Origin of the sequence: Erysipelothrix sp. HDW6C (assembly GCF_011299615.1) — a bacterium.
GTDB lineage: Bacteria > Bacillota_I > Bacilli_A > Erysipelotrichales > Erysipelotrichaceae > Erysipelothrix.
Genome location: NZ_CP049861.1, coordinates 869071 through 887603, shown reverse-complemented (window position 1 = coordinate 887603; position 18533 = coordinate 869071). Strand labels below are relative to the sequence as shown.

20 protein-coding genes, 1 riboswitch and 1 other annotated feature are annotated in these 18533 nt (G+C 40.3%); of the genes, 5 read left to right on the top strand and 15 right to left on the bottom strand.

Annotation, left to right across the window (positions count from 1 at the left end; translation table 11 throughout):
* Positions 1–52: 52 nt before the first annotated feature.
* Genes G7062_RS03950 through G7062_RS03940 form a run of 3 tightly spaced genes read left to right on the top strand, consistent with a single transcriptional unit; the run spans position 53 to position 2149 of the window.
* Positions 53–397, top strand: coding sequence for a PadR family transcriptional regulator (locus G7062_RS03950; RefSeq protein WP_166064629.1), 345 nt, complete (start codon positions 53–55; stop codon positions 395–397).
* Positions 390–1229 (top strand): permease prefix domain 1-containing protein, encoded by an 840-nt coding sequence (locus G7062_RS03945; protein WP_166064628.1) that lies wholly within the window; start codon positions 390–392, stop codon positions 1227–1229. The genes G7062_RS03950 and G7062_RS03945 overlap by 8 nt, the downstream gene beginning before the upstream one ends.
* Positions 1226–2149 (top strand): DUF4097 family beta strand repeat-containing protein, encoded by a 924-nt coding sequence (locus tag G7062_RS03940; protein WP_166064626.1) that lies wholly within the window; start codon positions 1226–1228, stop codon positions 2147–2149. Before G7062_RS03945 ends, G7062_RS03940 begins: the two co-directional genes overlap by 4 nt.
* A gap of 35 nt (positions 2150–2184) precedes the next feature.
* Here the strand turns inward: G7062_RS03940 and G7062_RS03935 are convergent, their stop codons facing one another.
* The 6 genes from G7062_RS03935 to G7062_RS03910 all read right to left on the bottom strand — a co-directional run bounded on the left by G7062_RS03935 (position 2185) and on the right by G7062_RS03910 (position 8745).
* The gene (locus G7062_RS03935) at positions 2185–3072 is read right to left on the bottom strand and encodes a D-isomer specific 2-hydroxyacid dehydrogenase family protein (RefSeq protein ID WP_166064625.1); all 888 of its coding nucleotides are present in this window, start codon (positions 3070–3072) and stop codon (positions 2185–2187) included.
* Positions 3073–3080: 8 nt separating this feature from the next.
* Positions 3081–3866 carry an aspartate dehydrogenase domain-containing protein gene (locus G7062_RS03930; RefSeq protein WP_166064624.1) on the bottom strand — a complete coding sequence of 262 codons (786 nt, stop codon included), beginning with the start codon at positions 3864–3866 and terminating at the stop codon, positions 3081–3083.
* 68 nt (positions 3867–3934) lie between these two features.
* Positions 3935–5119: a cation:proton antiporter gene (locus tag G7062_RS03925; protein ID WP_166064623.1), complete on the bottom strand. Its 1185-nt coding sequence runs from the start codon at positions 5117–5119 to the stop codon at positions 3935–3937.
* A gap of 47 nt (positions 5120–5166) precedes the next feature.
* A riboswitch (Fluoride riboswitch) is annotated at positions 5167–5242 on the bottom strand.
* A gap of 41 nt (positions 5243–5283) precedes the next feature.
* The gene (locus G7062_RS03920; protein WP_166064622.1) at positions 5284–6465 is read right to left on the bottom strand and encodes a DUF871 domain-containing protein; all 1182 of its coding nucleotides are present in this window, start codon (positions 6463–6465) and stop codon (positions 5284–5286) included.
* On the bottom strand, positions 6458–7846 hold the full coding sequence (locus G7062_RS03915) for a PTS sugar transporter subunit IIC (RefSeq protein WP_166064621.1): 1389 nt from the start codon (positions 7844–7846) through the stop codon (positions 6458–6460). Before G7062_RS03915 ends, G7062_RS03920 begins: the two co-directional genes overlap by 8 nt.
* Positions 7847–7986: 140 nt before the next feature.
* On the bottom strand, positions 7987–8745 hold the full coding sequence (locus tag G7062_RS03910) for a MurR/RpiR family transcriptional regulator (protein WP_166064620.1): 759 nt from the start codon (positions 8743–8745) through the stop codon (positions 7987–7989).
* A 158-nt stretch (positions 8746–8903) separates the two neighbouring features.
* On the opposite strand from G7062_RS03910, the gene G7062_RS03905 reads away from it, so the two are divergent.
* Positions 8904–9320 carry a hypothetical protein gene (locus tag G7062_RS03905; protein WP_166064619.1) on the top strand — a complete coding sequence of 139 codons (417 nt, stop codon included), beginning with the start codon at positions 8904–8906 and terminating at the stop codon, positions 9318–9320.
* On the opposite strand, the gene G7062_RS03900 is transcribed toward G7062_RS03905, so the two are convergent.
* The 9 genes from G7062_RS03900 to G7062_RS03860 all read right to left on the bottom strand — a co-directional run bounded on the left by G7062_RS03900 (position 9310) and on the right by G7062_RS03860 (position 17616).
* Positions 9310–10560 carry a M15 family metallopeptidase gene (locus G7062_RS03900; RefSeq protein ID WP_166064618.1) on the bottom strand — a complete coding sequence of 417 codons (1251 nt, stop codon included), beginning with the start codon at positions 10558–10560 and terminating at the stop codon, positions 9310–9312. The genes G7062_RS03905 and G7062_RS03900 overlap by 11 nt on opposite strands.
* A 9-nt stretch (positions 10561–10569) precedes the next feature.
* Entirely contained in the window at positions 10570–11088 is a 519-nt protein-coding gene (locus G7062_RS03895; RefSeq protein ID WP_166064617.1) for an SWIM zinc finger domain-containing protein, read from the bottom strand.
* Between the two features lie 153 nt (positions 11089–11241).
* Positions 11242–11625, bottom strand: coding sequence for a YxeA family protein (locus G7062_RS03890; protein WP_166064616.1), 384 nt, complete (start codon positions 11623–11625; stop codon positions 11242–11244).
* Positions 11626–11718: 93 nt separating this feature from the next.
* Positions 11719–12516: a MetQ/NlpA family ABC transporter substrate-binding protein gene (locus tag G7062_RS03885; RefSeq protein ID WP_166064615.1), complete on the bottom strand. Its 798-nt coding sequence runs from the start codon at positions 12514–12516 to the stop codon at positions 11719–11721.
* A 16-nt stretch (positions 12517–12532) separates the two neighbouring features.
* Complete coding sequence (locus G7062_RS03880) at positions 12533–13213, bottom strand: methionine ABC transporter permease (RefSeq protein WP_166064614.1); 681 nt, start codon at positions 13211–13213, stop codon at positions 12533–12535.
* Positions 13197–14234, bottom strand: a complete 1038-nt coding sequence (locus G7062_RS03875; RefSeq protein WP_166064613.1) for a methionine ABC transporter ATP-binding protein — start codon at positions 14232–14234, stop codon at positions 13197–13199. The genes G7062_RS03880 and G7062_RS03875 overlap by 17 nt, the downstream gene beginning before the upstream one ends.
* Positions 14235–14247: 13 nt before the next feature.
* A complete protein-coding gene (locus G7062_RS03870; protein ID WP_166064612.1) occupies positions 14248–15429 on the bottom strand; it encodes a M20 family metallopeptidase in 1182 nt (393 codons plus the stop codon).
* A 43-nt stretch (positions 15430–15472) separates the two neighbouring features.
* Positions 15473–15715: a binding site (T-box leader), on the bottom strand.
* A 64-nt stretch (positions 15716–15779) separates the two neighbouring features.
* Positions 15780–17114, bottom strand: coding sequence for a sensor histidine kinase (locus G7062_RS03865; protein ID WP_166064611.1), 1335 nt, complete (start codon positions 17112–17114; stop codon positions 15780–15782).
* 100 nt (positions 17115–17214) lie between these two features.
* Entirely contained in the window at positions 17215–17616 is a 402-nt protein-coding gene (locus G7062_RS03860) for a hypothetical protein (RefSeq protein WP_166064610.1), read from the bottom strand.
* A 117-nt stretch (positions 17617–17733) separates the two neighbouring features.
* Here G7062_RS03860 and G7062_RS03855 point away from each other — a divergent pair, with 117 nt between their 5' ends.
* On the top strand, positions 17734–18519 hold the full coding sequence (locus G7062_RS03855; RefSeq protein WP_166064609.1) for an ATP-binding cassette domain-containing protein: 786 nt from the start codon (positions 17734–17736) through the stop codon (positions 18517–18519).
* Positions 18520–18533: the final 14 nt, after the last annotated feature.

Genomic DNA, 18533 nt, shown 5'->3' with positions numbered 1-18533 from the left:
AGGCGAAGTATCTTCTGTTAAATTAGTATTATCAACACAGGAGGTATATTGCATGTCTATTACATCGGATTTAATACGTGGACATACCGAAACAATCATCCTAGCACAACTTATGATTAAAGACAGTTATGGCTATGAGATTAATAAAGCAGTTCGTGAAACGACGAATGGCGACTACGAACTTAAGGAGGCAACACTTTACAGTGCCTTTAGACGTTTGGAAGATCAAGGAATGATTAGTTCCTACTGGGGAGACCAAGATTCAGGAGCACGTCGGCGTTATTACACCATCACGATTGATGGGAAACGAACGTACGAACGCAACATCGAAGACTGGCATACAGCCCAAGTTATGATTAACGCACTGATTACTATAGGAGGTAAAGAACATGAATAAAAAAATTGCAGCATATGTCGATCGTTTGTTTGATGATATTCAAATGAATGAGCAGCTTCTTGAGACCAAAGAGGAACTCTCGATAAATTTGAATGAAAAATATCATGACCTTTTATCGGAAGGAAATGACCCCGACGTTGCCTACAAGAAGGTTGTATCTGGAATTGGTGATGTTGACGAATTGATTCATCTTTCTTCAACTGAGAACACCATCAAACAAACCGTTGAAATTAATATCCACGGACAAACGTCTGATAATATGAAAAAAGGTACTGCAATTTTCCTCTTTATTACCGCAGTAATTCCTGTCATTCTCTTCGGAGAGTTTGCTGAAAAATACGCCGTTTTTGGAGTCGCCATCATGTTCACGATGATCGCAATCGGAGTTATGTTATTGGTTTCCATTTCAAAACCAACTGAAGAGCAACCAACACCTAAAAGTGTTGCAGAAACGCCAAAGTCAAAGCGCATTCGTGATTCAATCCATGCCATCATATGGATAGGCGCCACACTCCTGTTCTTTGTGCTATCGATGAATAGAATTCGAATGAGTTGGACCTTATTCATTGTTGCCTATCTTGTGACACAGCTTGCTGATCTACTGCTTTACTACCAACACCTCAATACACTTGAGAAAAATGGTATTACATTGACTACTCGCGAGAGCAACCAACAGATTAAGAATTTTGCGAACTCAGTTATCTGGTCACTCGCAGTCCTCAGTTTCTTTATGATGGGTAATTATCGTTATGGATGGTTGTCGTTTGTAGTTGCTGCTGGTCTGTCTCAAATCGTTACATTGGTACTTACACTGAGAGAGGAGCAATCATGAAACGTCAAAAACAACTTACACTCGGAATGATTGTGATTGTAACCCTATTAATTGTTGCAATCAGCGCACTCATATTCCGCAGAATCAACAAACCAATTAATCTTGGCAGTGATTCGCCAATTCGTGATACCGCATCTGTTATCAAAGAAGATACAATTCCTGTTAAGGATGTCAACACGATTGAGATTAGTTCTGGTAGTATGGACTTCGAACTTATTAATGGTGGTAATTCTGAAATAATTACTGTAAAACATATCAGTAATATGGACACAGGAACCTACGCAATCAGCGTGGCCAACGGCAAACTCGATCTTAAAGGACCATCGGAAGATTTCAATTTCAACTTTAATTTCATGTCTCATCAAATTAATCACATTGAAGTAACGATACCCGACAGTAAATTTGCAACAATTCAAGCAAGACTGACATCAGGACAGCTTAAATTTGATCGATTGAATGCCGAAAAGATTCTCTTGGATGTCACATCCGGTGACATTGAGGGTAAGGTATTGGAAGGTGACTCAATCGCGGCATCTTCAACATCTGGAAGTATTGAGATTGACAGCATTATCGGTGTATATAACGTATCAACATCTTCTGGAGATATCGAGATTGAATCACTTCTTGGTTCTGGAAGCACGTCAACGACATCGGGTTCAACGAAAATTAAAAGTCTCGATGGCGTCATTAAGGCTCAAGCTTCATCTGGCGATATTGAAGTTGACGTGCTCAACTTCAGTGATTCCTCATCATTCAATACGACATCTGGTTCCATTGAACTTGAGATTAAATCAGCAACAGTCTATTGTTTTGAGACAAAGACAAATTCTGGAAGCATCGAACTCAAAAATAATAATTGTGTTTCCAATCCAAACATTATCTCCCTTGAAACATCCAGCGGTGATATACGTATAAAATAAAAGAATACCGACATACATCTGCTGTCGGTATTCTTTTAATGTTCAAAGAGATATGCGTCGATATTTTCAATTACTTTTTTACTAAGACGCTCAAATGCTTGCCTTGTACGTCCCGACGATACGCCCATACAGTTAACATGGGGATGATTTACAAGAGATCCAATCGCACCTTCAGAATCACAGAAGAATTCATTATCTCCCGTATCAAGCCAATTTTCAAGGGCAGCATCTTCGAAACTTGGACCAATCGATGTATTGAAGAAGATTTTACCATTTCCCAGTGATTCAAATGCTTTTTGATCAAAGAGGATCACATTCTTATTGAGACATGAGAACACAACATCTACGGTCTCCAACAATTGGTGGAATGGTAAATATGTGTAACCTTTGCCTTCTTGATCATATTTTCGTGTCCGACTGAAATAATGAATGTTTGCTCCCATAAACTTTAGAGCATCCGCAATCATTATACCCGATGTGCCCAATCCAACAATCCCTACATTCAACCCACTGATTTCGATTGGTAAGTCTTGCCACTGCTTACCACCAAAACCATGTAAATATCGTACCAACTCACTTATCACATACTCCACAACGCCTTCATCACCGTAATCGCGAACACCTTTTACTGTTATTCCAAGTGCATTGGCGGCATGAATATCGACGTTCACACTTTCTGGTGAATACAGACTGCAACACATGCCAATATAACGAATGTTGGGGCATGACTCAAGGACAAATTTGTTAATGGTTGTTGTATAGCTGACGAGTACAGCATCTGCATTCGCTATTCTATTTATTATTTCTTGATCGGATGAAGGCATGTCATCGTACATAACCACTTCATGGGCAACGTGATGAAGTTGCTCGATTGCTGTGGGTACAAGACTTACCGGTTCGATCGCTACAATTTTCTTAAACATAGGGCCTCCTAAAACACAATTGGTGCAACGATATTTTGAAGTACTGCAACGATACTCCACCCTGCAACTTTACTTGTCTTACTGTATATTTTTAGATCCGTAGTTACTTCTTCACCATTCAAACAGATACGATGCTCATCCCCTACAAAACCCGGGATTGCTTCGATACGTATATGTGTATCTTCCGGTCCAGCACTTGCTAGAGCAGTTGCTACCGCAACATTTACATGTGTTGGTAATGCCGCGATGGCTTCTTTGGTTGAGCCTGTAAATACTTCTGTGGGTTCTGTAATATCGAGCAGTCCCACACGGTTCAATGATGTCCTTGCTACAGCTTGCGGTGATTTCTTACCACCCATTTGGACAGTGATTGGACTCATTAGTGCTGCAGTTCTTAAGATATCAAAACCACCAACTGCACCACTCGCAATGTAAACCTTGCGCTCAACAGAGCGGGCAACATGTTGAATGTGTTGATAAAAGCGCGCATCAGCAAACGCGCCAATAGATAAAATGATAAAATTTGATCCCGAACGCAAAACCGTTTCTGCATAGTCAACGACAGATTGTCCCGATGCTGCTTCTGCGGTGTAGTTTGGTTCGAGGGCCATTAAATCTTCAATGCGTGCACACGGCGTGCATCCATATTTCGTTGCAAACGCTTGTGTTTTCTCATAATGTCTTCCCAACACACCGACAAGTTCATATTCTGGTAAATACCCATCCAGGTAAGCTTGTGCAACAATACTGTTTAGAAATCCCGTGCCAATTAAAGCCAGTCGTAATTTTTTCATACTATTCCTCCACAAATTCTTTCTGTTAGTATTATCATACCACAAAATCTACAGATTACTTTACCGGTTTACATAGACTTGGTTAAAAGGTGTTTATAGCTATTATCAATGAGATATGCTCCAAACGGTGCGGTAGTAATAATGGCAATCACAGCAATGGCCAGGATGAGACCTCCATTTGCAAATCCCATTGCCAAAGGAATGCCTCCTATTGCCGCTTGTACTGTTGCTTTGGGGATTCCAGTGATCATACAGAACACACGTTCTTTACGTGTGAAGCCACTGCCAATTAAACATGCATTAATCCCTATTGCACGTACCATCAAAACGATGATTAACATTAGGATTGCCCCAACCCCAGCGACACCAACCAGCCGAATATCAACACTTGCACCCACGAGTGCAAAGAGAAACATCTCAGCACCAATCCATATTCTTGAGAACACATGTGAAACGGAGTCCGCAATTGTTGGTTCGAGTTTCAGTAATGTTACCCCTGATGCCATAATACTAATGAGGGCAGAAAACGGAATAAATATCTCCACAAAGGGTTCAAGTGATACTAACAAACAGCTCACGCCAAAGACCGTAAGCACCTGATACATTACATGTCCTTCAAGTCTGACTAATAGACTCCGTAAAACATAGCCAACAAGAATCCCCAATCCGATTCCTAAAATGACAGAGATTGGAATGAGAATGATTTGAAACAGTGAAATATTTGCACCACCATGCAGACTGAGAAGTGACGAAAATACTACAATATTAAAAACATCGTCGATTGAATCCCCAGTCAAAATTAGCTGTGGTATTGCCTTTTCAGTTCCATAGCCTTCTTTCATAAGTCGTAGCATGCGCGGTACAATAACTGCGGGTGAGGCCGAAGCGATGATAGCCCCTAGAATTGCAGCATCGAGTGGTGGCAATCCAAAAATGAATTGCGCAACAAAAAATGTAGCCGTCATTTCAAAACACGCGGGTACAAATGACATCAATATTGCTTTTTTTCCCATCTTTCGAAGATCACTTACATCCAATGAAAGTCCTGCTTGAAGCAGAATAATCAACAGCGCTATTTGACGTATTTCTGATGAAATTGATAAGAATTTTGCATCAAAACCATTAAAAATGTAGGGACCAAACAAAAGACCCGTTAACAAATATCCGATCAAGCGCGGAAGGTTTAATCGCTGACACACACTACCAAATAAGGTCCCCATTAATATTACAATTGCGAAACTAAGAATCATCATTTCTCCTCCATGCGCTCTGCCACTAAAAAAGCTGACAACTCTGCGCTAAAAACGCAGAAGTCATCAGCTTATAATAAGCGGTTTCGTTAATAAACGTGGGAGCACTTCATTCCCTATAGATATAATTTATATTAATTGTGGTTCAAAGTCAAGGATGCACTCGACTATGTCGTGGTGAAACCAAAGAGGTCATTGGGTGAAAGAAGATCAATCATCATCAGCTCATCTTCGACTATCGTACCAACACGATTGTAACGACCATCGTTGTTTAACGTTTTCGCTGTTACAATTTGCAATTCACCAGCATAGTGGGCAAGTCGGTTGTTTAAGATGATAACGTCCCCATAATGGAGGGTTTCTGGACAACAATTGGGTTCAATTGTTGCTTTCTTATTGACGAATCGCGAGATCATATCGCGTTTCACATACGCGCCTTCTTCACGGGCAAGGTGAATATCATCATACAGAATCTTTGTCTCAATCGCAGTTAATGTTGCTTCTGGGACGATTTTAAAGACTGTTTTGTTTAGGTTCACATCACCCACTGCTTTAAGTTCTGTTTCACTTGCATAAGCATTCCCAATCATAATATCTTGCACAAGTTTTGTAGCCACCATAAAGCGGGCCTGAGCACTGATCTCTTGGCCACGATTGACTTCAACACTTACCAAACCTTCACTGACGGGCCATGGACCAAATGTGTTTGGTTCGTTTGAAGAAATAAATGCAGCAAGACGAACACCAAGATTGTTCATATTACGAGAATAAGTATAGAAATTTTCTAACCCCAACCCCGTATTCAACTGTGGGTAAAAGTTATGGCATGCACTGACATTCTTCATATTCGCATTATTATCAATAAGCTTTTTTAATTGTCCATTGTGTGCACTTGCATTAAAATCAATAATCAAATTCTCTGGATTGTACGTCATCTTTGTATCACTTTCAACACCGAACCCCATATCCAAACGAATTGAATCGGCATTCATTCTTGCAAACAGTGATAAATCATCCGGCGTGACGCCTAATTTTTTGAGCACAATTGGATTTACATCGAGAATGACTTCAAATCCGAGTTCACGTGCATAGCCATTTATAGCGGTAAATTCCGCAATGATTGTTTCCACCGACTCATCTGCGCTCAGAAGACATGTAAACATACGGGTAAATCCATACTTTGCAGCAAGTTCTAAATAAGCGTGATCTTTCTGCGGTGTCGAGTGTTCAGGATAGATAGAAATGCCCAAACGTGTTGTTGGTTTTTCGATCTCTGCATCACCTAAGACATGCTTGAGGACGATTTGCTCAAGTTCTTCAGGTGTGTAGTTTTCTATTGAATTACTCATTGCCAGCGAGCTCCTTTTTAGAAATATCTTGTTCTTCAGCGTACATCTTAGCATCTGCAATCTTGAAGAATGGGTACCAAAGTACAACTGAAGCAACCAAGACAACAATCGCAATCAACAGATACTTAAGACCACCCGTTGTGATTGTCACCACAAACCCTGGCATTGTCCATGGCATTGAAGCTGTTGGGTTAACAACACCAAGTCCAATGACGGTATTAAGTAACAGCGCAAGACTACTAATGATTGCTGTACTGAATACGAATGGAATAAAATAAATTGGGTTCATCATAATAGGAGCCCCAAAAATGAGCGGCTCATTAATATTGAAAATTCCTGGTACCAATGCAAGACGACGCAAGGTTTTATTTTGTTCTGATTTTGCAGTAAAGGACGAGATTAACCAACCATAGGTTACCCCACCACCTCCAAACGAGAAATGAACCAAGCTAATAATCGAAATTGAAATATACGGCATTGGATTGACACCATTTTGGAATGCAGCGATTGACTCTGGGCGAATACCTGCTAGGAGTGGTGTGATAACTGCAAAGATTATGTTCGGGTGAATACCAAAGAACCAGAATAAGTTTGCAAGTGTAAATAAGAAGATAACCGAGAACGGTGTTGCCGCAAATCCTTGCAGTGGTTGTTGGATTAATCCGAATACAAGGTGGAAGATATCACCATAGGATGTATAGGATAAACCAATACGAATTGCGAAGAAGAGAATAAAGATAACACCAGCAATTAGAGATGGACTTAAAGATTCCGAAACATTTGATGGCACTGTTGCCGGCAACTTTATGGTAAAGTTTCGTTCGTTTAACTTTACAAAGAGAATTGCTGTGACAGCAGCGACGAAGAGTGCAACAAAGATACCTGTACCAGAAATATAGAATTCTGTGAACCCAGTCGCACCGGTAAAGACGCCTTGACTCATAAGCGGTTCGAGAGACGTTGTGATAGTTTCATACATGCCTTCAGGTAGGTATGCTTTATTCACCAATGTGTCCAAGACCCCAATTTTTTGCGGAATAAGAATAAAGAACGAAGCCAATGAAATTAATCCAGCAGACAAGCCATTTTGTTTTGATTTTGTTGCATAGATATACGCAAAGTTAAAAACAACAAATATGGCGATTGCGTTGGTCGATGCCCCTACTACAGCATTGAAATGCTCCATCAGACCTAAGTTTGTAATAAATTCTATCCACGCTGGGACGGGAAAGTTTCCGATAATCATTAACACGGATGCACCAACAGTAATTGGTGTTGTACGCATAAATGCTTCCGACAAACTTCCAAAGAAAAGACTTTGCGACATGTAGTTTGCTATGGGCGCAATGATCTTATTTAAAAACTTTTCTATGAGTTTCATAATAACTCCTCCTGTGTTTACCTGTATTGTACATTCATCACAAACGCATTGTAAGCGTTTTCTGTTTTTAGGTCGTTGTTCGATTCGGAAAACACAGTGTTCGAAGTTTTTGGAAAGTAAAAAGCCGCTATAGAGTGTCTCTATAACGGCTTTTCTTGTGAACCAATACGTGCTTCATAGAGCTTTGCAGTCAGGGATTCAACAACATAGATTGCGGGAATCTGGGTTGATAAATCCACAAATGCAGACAATCGGTTGGATTTGGTAAAGTAGGGAATATTGAGTACGCTTAGCTTTGCAAGTGAATTGTAATGACCATTAGTGATAGAGATAATTGGAGATCCCCCTTTACTCAATGTATCGGCCAATTGAACAATCTCCCGCGTTTCACCCGATGTAGAGAACAGAATAAATAACGTCTTTCTATTCTTAAATCCTTCATTCCAGAGAATTGGAAGAAATGTATTCTGATGGTGAATTGATGTGTGACCAAGATAATTGAATTGTAAAGCCGCATATTCTGCAGTAATCGCTGATGACCCAATGCCGATTGTGTAAATAACCGGGGCATCTTCAATAATCGCTACAGCCTGATCAAGCAACGCATCACAATCGCTTCCCAAGCTAATCATATCGTTGACGGGAATGTTATTTTTTATAATATCATCGTCACTTCCTAGTATTTTTCTGCTTTCGGCCTGTACCGCTACCCGAAAGTCAGAATAGCTCTCATACCCCACTTTACGAATAAAACGCATGACGGTTGATGGGGCAACATGAACACTGTCGGCCAGATCACGAATGCGCATATGGGAAACTGCTGGGAGATTGTTGGTAACATAGGTAACAATCGAAATATCAATTTGGCTTAAATCTTCAAAACTCAAACTTTCAAACATAGTCGCGCTCCTTTTTTCTACTCAAGTGTCACTCATTTACATTTGTATAATTTCACTATAGCACGATATTCTATTTTTATCACTTTATATTCGGTAAATTCAAATTGACACTGGCAGTTGAAAGCGATAAGATTCAATTATAGAATGGTAGGAACCTTATGAAAAAATCAGTCTTGGAAGCATCCTTTACTAGCAGTAAGCGTGATGTATGGAATATGATGACCGATAATACAAAATGGGAATGGCGTCGCGACCTTAGCCATATCGAAGCAGACGGTAAACGTTTTACCGAGTACTCACAAAATCTTATTCCAACATATTTTATAATCACCGAAAAAGATTACGAAGCGGGTATCTATGCTTTTGACTTAAACAACCAAAACATCTCAGGCAATTGGTCGGGTGTTTTTTATGAATCAGAAAATGGTGGTTGTCGTGTCGTATTCACTGAGTCCATAAACGTAAAAAACGCATTGCTGCGTTTCTTTGCTAAATATTTTATGAACATCTCCAAAATTCAACAAGAATATGTTGATGATCTACGTAAAGCTCTTGGGGAATCATCTAGTTACTGAAATACCATTCATCATAGGTAAGTCCTGAATTATAGACTGAGGTTGCCGTATCTACACCCAGATAGCGCAAGTGCCATGCTTCTGGCATATATCCTGTAATAGATTCTTTTCCTTCTGGATAACGAACAATGAACCCATACTTATGGGCGTTTTTATTTACCCATGCAGATTGCTCAGTTTCACCAAACGTGAACATGTAGCCACCTGGTGTTACCACATCCATCACAAGTCCTGTTTGATGTTCTGAGGTACCAGGTTTCGCCGACATACGATCTGCTTCGGCTTGCCCGTGTTGATCAATATAATTATAGTAAAGTTCGCCTTGGAACTCATAGTCTCGATAGGATGACGTTACGTACATCCACATACCTGTTTCCGAATACATGTCATCAACCATGCGAATAAATGCGTTAACGGTATTAGGAGTTGCTTCATAACCCCCGCTAACTGCATAATCTGTAGGTACATCCATCAATGGCGGAATGTAATCAGATGGCAAATAACGTTGACGGTTAACAAGAACCGTCTCAGAACCAGGGTCCGATATTGTAGCACTATCATCACCAGAAATTGGTGACTCTTTAGCCGTATCATCGCCCGAAGTAGCATCATCTTGCACGATAACAGACACTGAGATGAGCGTCTCATTGCCCGCTTCATCTTTAGCACTAAAGGCAATCTGAGGTTTGTCATCGCGTGTGACGAGTGGTTTCTCAACAATCTTAACTTCCAATGGGATTTTAACACCATTAAACCCTATGTCATAGGCAGTTGCTTTTACTTCACTGACGACTTGAGCCAGACTATGGGCAACAATTTCATCACCATCTATGAGTGCTACATCTTCGAACTTTACCTCAAGTTTTGGTTTGACAGTATCCGTGACCTTTACACGAAACGATTCAACATGTTTGCCAACAGTTGCTTGGACCTCAAAGTCGGAAACCATGGGTATTGCATCGGTGGTAAGTTTGTGTTTTTCAGCAAGTTGTACTTGATATGCATCCAAGTCGATGGGTTTCTCATCCACAAGAACCGAGACTTTCAAGTCCTTTTCGCGGTTTGTTGTGATATTCTTTTCAATCACGTCGAGCGGAATGAGTTCGTATTTTTCAAAAGTAAGGACTTTCTCAACAACCGATAATTCTTGTGTCTGATTACGAACAATAAAAAAAGTTGCAACAAGGGCAATACTCACAATTACAATGGCAAAAGTAGCCTTGATTTGTTTCTTTTTCATAGTCTCTCCTTATGATAAGTCTTCAGTGTTTCCATCCATTTCAAATTCAAAATTTACAAATGTATTTGCTAATTTGGGATTGCTTTCAAAAAGAAAAATCAAATAGTCAACAAGATCTTCATGACTTAAAATTGAAAGTAAGTGACCAATCTCGCTCATCATTTCTTGAGATAAGGGCTCTTGATGGTCAAAACTTTCATCAAATCCATTTTTCAAATCTTCGCCATAATCATCATACGTCTCCAAGGCATCGACCGTAAAATCATGCTTGTTCCCAGTTTGAATTGAGAGTTCAATTACCGCCGCCATGTGTTTGCAATTGCTTCCACGTTTGGCAAAGGGGCACGAACAATACAATGAGTCCGTATGTCCATCACGTAATTCAATTCGTACAATGTACATTTCTTCTCCCAAAACGCGCGCGCGAATGAGATTATCGCTATCTTCCAATATATTTACTTTGTCTTTTTTTAGATAGGATTGCCCTCTTTTATAGATGTAATCCCGAAAATGATATCCTACTTCCATACAAACTCCTTTTTATACATAGCATCCCAAATTGGTTTGATATGCGTACTAATCATTCCTATTATACTATAAATCGTACAAAGTGGCACTCTCTACGATAGCGTAAGAAAAACAGTAAAAATAGTGAAGCCCTTGTGAGGTTTCACTATTCCATTAACGAATCTTAACAAGTACTGTTGGTGGGATATCTGTGTCTTTTACCTCAGATTGGCCAACTACGATTTGTTTACTTGCACTGATACTTAAATATGCGCCTGGTTCGTACATTTCACTGGCTTTGTCGCCATATACCGTGAACTCTAGGACTCGGTGCTCTCCTTTTTCGTTGTATCCATCCAGTTGATAGGATACTCCATTTGCGAAGAATGCGCCGCGATCGTCGGTTATAGCCACCGGTTCGGTATTGAAGTCCAACGGCACACGGGCGAAATATTCACTGCCGACATAGCGATTTTGATAATACTGATAGGCTGGGAATGCGACAACTGCAAGCACTGCAACAAACGCGACGCCTACCATAATTTTGGTACGTTTCATAAAACAAACCCTCCTTACAAGAGCATAATATCATAGCAATACGCTCAATGTATTACACTTTTGTAAGGTAAATATGTCATAAAGATGTGAGGCTTACCAAACTGGAATTGATGCGCCTTTACTGTCTTTGATTGTAAGTTCTTTAATCTCATCGGTTTGATACAGTTCAATTATCCGTTTCAGTACAGGACTGTCCTTATCTTCGCTACGAGCAGCTATCAAATTTACATACGGATTGTCCTGAGAAATTGTGACATCTTCAAGTACAATTGCTGCTTCTGTTGGAATAAGCCCCGCGTCGACGGCGATTCCCGAGTTGATTGCGGCAATCGCTACGTCTTGGAGTGTTCCCGGTATTGTTGCAGCGGCCAACTCGATGATTTCAAAGTTCTTTGGATTTTCAACTATATCTTTTGGCGTTGGAAATTTCGCATCATTCAGTTTAATGAGTCCATTTGCTTGTAATAATTGAAGCGCTCGACCACCATTTGTCACATCGTTGGGAATTGAAATTTTATCTCCATCTTTGAGTTGATCAAGACTTGTGATATTTTTTGAGTATAGACCCAGTGGAGCGATGGAAGTTTTAGCAATTGGAACAATGTCATAACCAAGTGTTTCGACTTCATTCTCCAAGTATACAAAGTGTTGGAATGCATTAATATCAATCTCTCCAGCTTGTAATGCGGCATTGGGTTGCGTATAGTCACTGAATGCCACAATTTCGATAATGATGCCTTCTTCAGCAGCAAGTTCAGCAACACGCTTCCATACAACAGAATCACTTCCCATCATTCCGAGTTTAATATGTGTTTCATCGGTATTCTCTGGTGCTTTTGAGCAACCAACTAGGGCAATTAATGCCAGTGCAAGTATGATAATCTTTTTCATTTTTTTCTCCTCTACACTAATGTGTAGTCTTTCTAATAATTATATTTCCAATTGCTTGAATGAATGTTACCATGAGTAGAATTACAATAACGGATACAATGGTAATATCATAGTAATAACGGGCATGACCATATCGAGTAACAAAGTCACCCAGACCACCACCGCCCACAATTCCCGCCATTGCTGTCAACCCAACCAAGCTAATGAGCGTAATTGTAATCGAGCGTACAAGTGCGGGGATACTTTCTCGTAAGTAAACGCGCAGGATGATTTTGGTTGGGGATAATCCCATAGCTTGGGCTGCTTCAATCAGCCCAGCATCAGTATCTGAAAGCGCCATATCAACTTGTCTCATAAAGAATGGTGTACAACCAATGACAAGCGGAAAGATGGCTCCCTTCACACCAATACTTGTCCCAACTATTAAACGTGTTAAAGGTAAAATTGTTGTAATTAGAATTACAAATGGGATGGAACGAAAGAGGTTGGTGACCTTATCAAGAATATGATAGACAAAGCGATTTTCAAGTAACCCATCTTTACGGGTCACAACCAAAGTTATTCCCAGAATCAGTCCACAGATTAAGGATAATACCCCACTCTTCAGAACCATTTCTAAGGTTTGAAGTATCGCTTTAATAAACTCCTCTTTGTATGTCATGAGATTGGGAAGGTATTGATTAAAGAGTTGTTCCATGATGAAGTACCTCCGTCTTTACATCAATGCTTGTTAGATACGCAAGTGCATCCGATTGACGATCACCTGACAAAATAACCACCAATGCACCAATGATCTCGTCTTGAATAATTTCAACGTTGGCATAGATGATACTTGCCTTTACACCAAATTGGCTGCTTATCTCAGAAATAATCGCTTCCTTTGTGTTTGTACCAAAGAAGGTTATTTTTACAAGTCGCTGATCCGTTTGTAAGTTCAGGAGTTCTGGCTTCTTTTGAACAATCTCGCCAATCGCATCCATGTTCGTTGTGCTATTTACAAAGTCTTTCGTTATTTGTTCCTGAGGGTTTGCAAAGATATTAATAACGCTGTCTAACTCTTTAACATAACCATCTTCCATGACCGCAACGCGCTGGCATACTTCCTTAATTACATCCATTTCATGGGTTACAATCACGATTGTAATCCCCAGGCGTTCATTAACTTCTTGAAGTAAACGCAGGATTGTCTTGGTTGTTTGCGGATCCAACGCCGATGTGGCTTCATCGCATAAGAGAATATCTGGATCATTAGCCAATGCTCTGGCAATCGCAACACGCTGTTTTTGTCCACCAGATAGTTGAGATGGATAAGCATCGATTTTATCTGTAATGCCTACAAGTTGTAAAAGGGAGGAAACCTTGTCCTTAATCTCTTTTTGTGACTTCTTCTGATCACGAAGGGGAAAGGCGACATTTTCAAAAACTGTTCGTGATGCCATAAGGTTAAAACCTTGAAAGATCATGCCAATTTTACGACGTTGTAATCGCAACGCTTTATCACTGAGGTTGTTCAGCACTGTGTTATTGATTACAACATTTCCCCGAGTTGGGCGTTCAAGAAGGTTGATGCAGCGGATCAGCGTGCTTTTCCCAGCTCCGCTAAATCCAATGATCCCAAATATTTCTTGTGCTTCGATGGTGAATGATACATCTCGTACCGCATGGATGTCGTCGTGAGACCCCGAGAATGTCTTGGATATATTTTGAAATTCTATCATTGCTTGCCTCCTTCTATACTTGATTTTGAGTGTTCTCTTTATGCTGTATCTTTACAGCTTCCAAGAGTTGTGGATCGAGAATTAAATCCAATGCAGTATGAGCAAGAATCTTTGCTCCCAATGCAATGGTGCTTAATCCAAGTTCGCTTTTTGAAGCCTCACGGAATTCAATACTGTGGCCCGCTATTGGTTCATTGGATATATTAATATGGGGCTGAATGGTTGGAACTACCTGACTGATATTACCAACGTCTGTTGACCCAGAACCGCCTGCCTGACGTGGTGTTACAACTTCACCATAACGATTCAAGTGGCGCTCGTAAACAGCGTCTAAGAGCGGTGTTACGACTGTATTGTCAACTGAGTTTTGAAAAAGACCAAATTTGTAAGTGCATCCTGTTGCCAGTGCTGCTGCCTTAACAATATTCTCGAACTTTTGGTATACATCATTCAAAGTATGACGTGCTTGAGCTCGCAAATAGAACCGCGCCGATGCATACTCAGGAACAACATTGGGTGCATCACCGCCATGGGTTATGATTCCATGTATCCGAACATCATCTGTTAAGTGTTCCCGTAAAGCATTAATATTGTTAAATACTGCGATGACTGCATCCAATGCATTAATGCCATACTCTGGTGCACCAGACGCATGGCTCGCACGTCCAAAGAATTCTACATCTACTGGATCATTTGCCAATGAAGTTCCCGTCAATCCATGCAGGTGACCGGGATGGACACACAATGCAACGTCAACATCATCAAGGAATCCTTCACGAACGAAACTTCCCTTTGCTGAACCATTCTCGCCACCCTCTTCTCCAGGTGTTCCATAGATGCGAATTTCTCCTCCAACTTCATCAATCACTTCTTTCAGTGCCGCACCGGCAAGTGAAGATGTTGTTCCAAAAATGTTATGACCGCAAGCATGGCCAATTCCAACCAGCGCATCATACTCTGCAAGAAAGACAACAACGGGTCCTGGTTTTGCGGATTTGTAACGGGCATCAAATCCCGTGCGGTGTCCTGCAACATCTACTGTCACATCAAACCCTTCTGCAATTAGTTGTTGTGAGAGCGTCTCACACGCAAAGAACTCATAATTACTTACCTCTGGTTTCGCATGAATCTCTAAAGCTAATTTCTTATACAATTCATGTTGTTGTTCTACATAGCTATCAATTTTGTGTGTCATCATTCTTCTCCTTTGACGTTTAGACATATAAAAAGCGCCCATCCCTAAGGATGAGCGCTGCTCATGTTACCACCTTAATTCGTTTGCATCTCACGATTACAAACCTCTTCAAGAACTATCATTCTCTAGTGCTTTAACGGGCACACCCGGTAAAACCTAAACCACAAGGGGATCTCAGTCTTACTGCTCCAAGGCCATTTTCATTGCTCTTCCGTCTACCCACTCTCACCACCGCAGGCTCTCTGTAAAACTTTCAAGAAATTACTTTCCTTTTCATCGCTTTTCACCATTATTACTGAAACACCCTTGGTTGTCAACACTTTTATTCAAATATTCAAAAAAAAGTGACCTTAGTCACTTTGGGGAACAGGGATTGAGAGTTTCACTGTAAATACTTTTTGCTCTCTATTTGGATCCATGGTTAAGACACCATGCATGCTTTGCACTACCTGTTGAATAATTTGAATACCATATCCGTGCAACTCTTTATCTTGTTTCATCGTCGTAAAACTATTACCTGATTTGGTATAGCGGCCGTCAAATGTATTGGAAACTTCAACTTGGAACCAATTGGATCGTTGAATTCCAAAGACCCTGACTTTTGCTTCACCCTCAACCTTACTTGCCGCGAGCATTGCATTATCAAGTAAGTTACTGAACAAGCGAACAATATCAAAATCGCTCATTTGAATTCCTTCGGGAATTGATACCAATGCATCGAATTTTATTCCAAGATCATCAGCTCGGTTGGCAGCATCTTGAAGAATCGCATCCAAAAGACCATTGTTACTGTACTGTACCTCGTGAATTGATGCACCTTCAACAATACCCATCGTCTCATGTAGATAGGTTTTGATACCTTCAATATCGTTACGATCAATATAGTAGTTAAGATTACCCATGACTTTCTGATAATCGTGCTTAAACTTTCGAAGCGAATCGGTTTGAACTTGATAGGTACGATAGAATTCAAGTTTTGATTCAAGACCTTGAATTATGCTTTTTTCAACCATTTCCTTTTCAATAAACTCAGTAAGTTGCATCAAGTGATGAAAAATAAATAACAGCAATGCTTCCGTTAAAATACAAGCAATAAGATAGAGATACGAGAACCAATTAGAGTAGATTTCAAGAATGCGTCCATCGTTTATATACATCATAAATAATTGTAAAGCAAACAGATAAATCACGAAGAAGCGCAGTTGTTTGGGACTCGCATAAAAGTATTTGATGCGTTGTGGCGCTTTCGAAATGCGACGATATATTTCCAAGAATGCGAGTGCTAAGAAAACACTGATAATATGCACAAAGTAGTAAACTTGGCTTATTCCTAAGATATCTCGAAACGGCGCTCCCGTTGAGATACTGATTATCGAAAAGATAATTCCCCGTGCACAATAGACCGTTAAATTATAAACTCCTGCAATGTGCAACGCAATGAGTGGTGAGGTCCGATAAAGAAACATGATGTTCGCAAAAATAAGTGTCAACATGCCGACAACACGAATCGCAGAGTGTGGTAATGACATCGCCAATAACCATAAAAAACAATTCGCAATCGCAACCGGAATGTGAATATTCTTAGATGTAAATCTCGGCTCTAAGATTCCCTCATAGGTGCGATTCATGATATAAAAATAAAAAACAAAAGCGATCATCGTAAAGTACTTATAGTATGGTTCCATTATCACACCCCCTTTACTCCATTATAAAGCATTTCCAAGTAAAGTGAAAGATACATTGTTGCAATAAAAAACAGCACGATGAACGTGCTGTTTCTCGACTCTAAACTGTTTGCTTTAGTTTAATCGAATAGATACTTGCGATGATTACGCCTGCGAAAAGAATCCCCATCCCTAAAAAGAGTTGCGATGTTACTTCTTGAGCAAAACCATACCCTGCAAGTCCCCCTCCAAAAAGAGAAAATAGTAATCCTACAATCAAGAGCGGGTTCATGGTGGTTGTAAATGCAAGATCATCACCTTCTGATGCTTCAAACTTTACAACATTACTCATACCATTCATCGCACTGATTCCAACCTTCATTTCGTGACTTCCATTGTCTATCGTGAACGTTTCTGTCGCGTTATTTTTAACACGTCCTATTTCCCGCCCATCAACGATTACTTTATAAGCTCGTGCCATTCCCAAAAAGTTGGCACTGCGTGTTACTGTAATTTGTGTCATATATATGTTTCTCCCTTATACCTGTCTCTATACTATAGAAGATTTCTGAAATTTGATATAATTGTAATCAAAGGGTGAATTTATGCACTCAACTGCATAGACTCGATGGTGATTCCCATGATTCTTAAAGCAATCCAGACTATATCAGCACCCAATACCGAATATCCATACAATGTCATCGCCTTTGAGACATTGCATTTTACGCAGCCAGTAACCTTCTTAACTGGAGACAACGGGAGCGGGAAATCAACGCTTTTACGGATCCTTAAGGAACTTTCAACTGCAATTGATATTGGCCATGGGCGTCCTTTTAGTGAGTCCATTCGAAGAGAACTCCCCAACCATTTTACGCTAGCATGGCAGACCAAATCTCAGCGCGGATTTTACCTCCAAAGTGAAGACTTTATCAATTATATTGAGTGGGCAAAAAGTGAATCGGCATTCTATCATGACGAACTTGCTGCTGTAGAAAGAAAACATACAAACAAACAATCGATGGGATACCTTCTTGAGTCCGGATTGCAACGCGGAAATGCACAGCATATGGACGCCATCACAGAAAATGTGGGCAATGCTTCACATGGAGAGGGGTATCTCGAATTTTTCAAAACACGACTTCGCGACAATGCGCTCTATTTACTTGATGAGCCCGAAACCCCTTTATCATTTCACGGACAGCTTGCACTTATGACAATGATTCATGAGGCATCAAATCGTGGATGCCAGTTCATTATCTGCACCCACTCACCCATACTTTTAGCATTTCCTGGTGCAACAATTTATCATTTCAATCATACGATTGAAGCCATCCGTTACGATCAACATCCCATCGTTACAAATACACGTATGTTTCTTGAAGACCCACAACGGACACTGCATTACCTGTTCAAGGATAACAAATAAGAGTCGCTTATCGC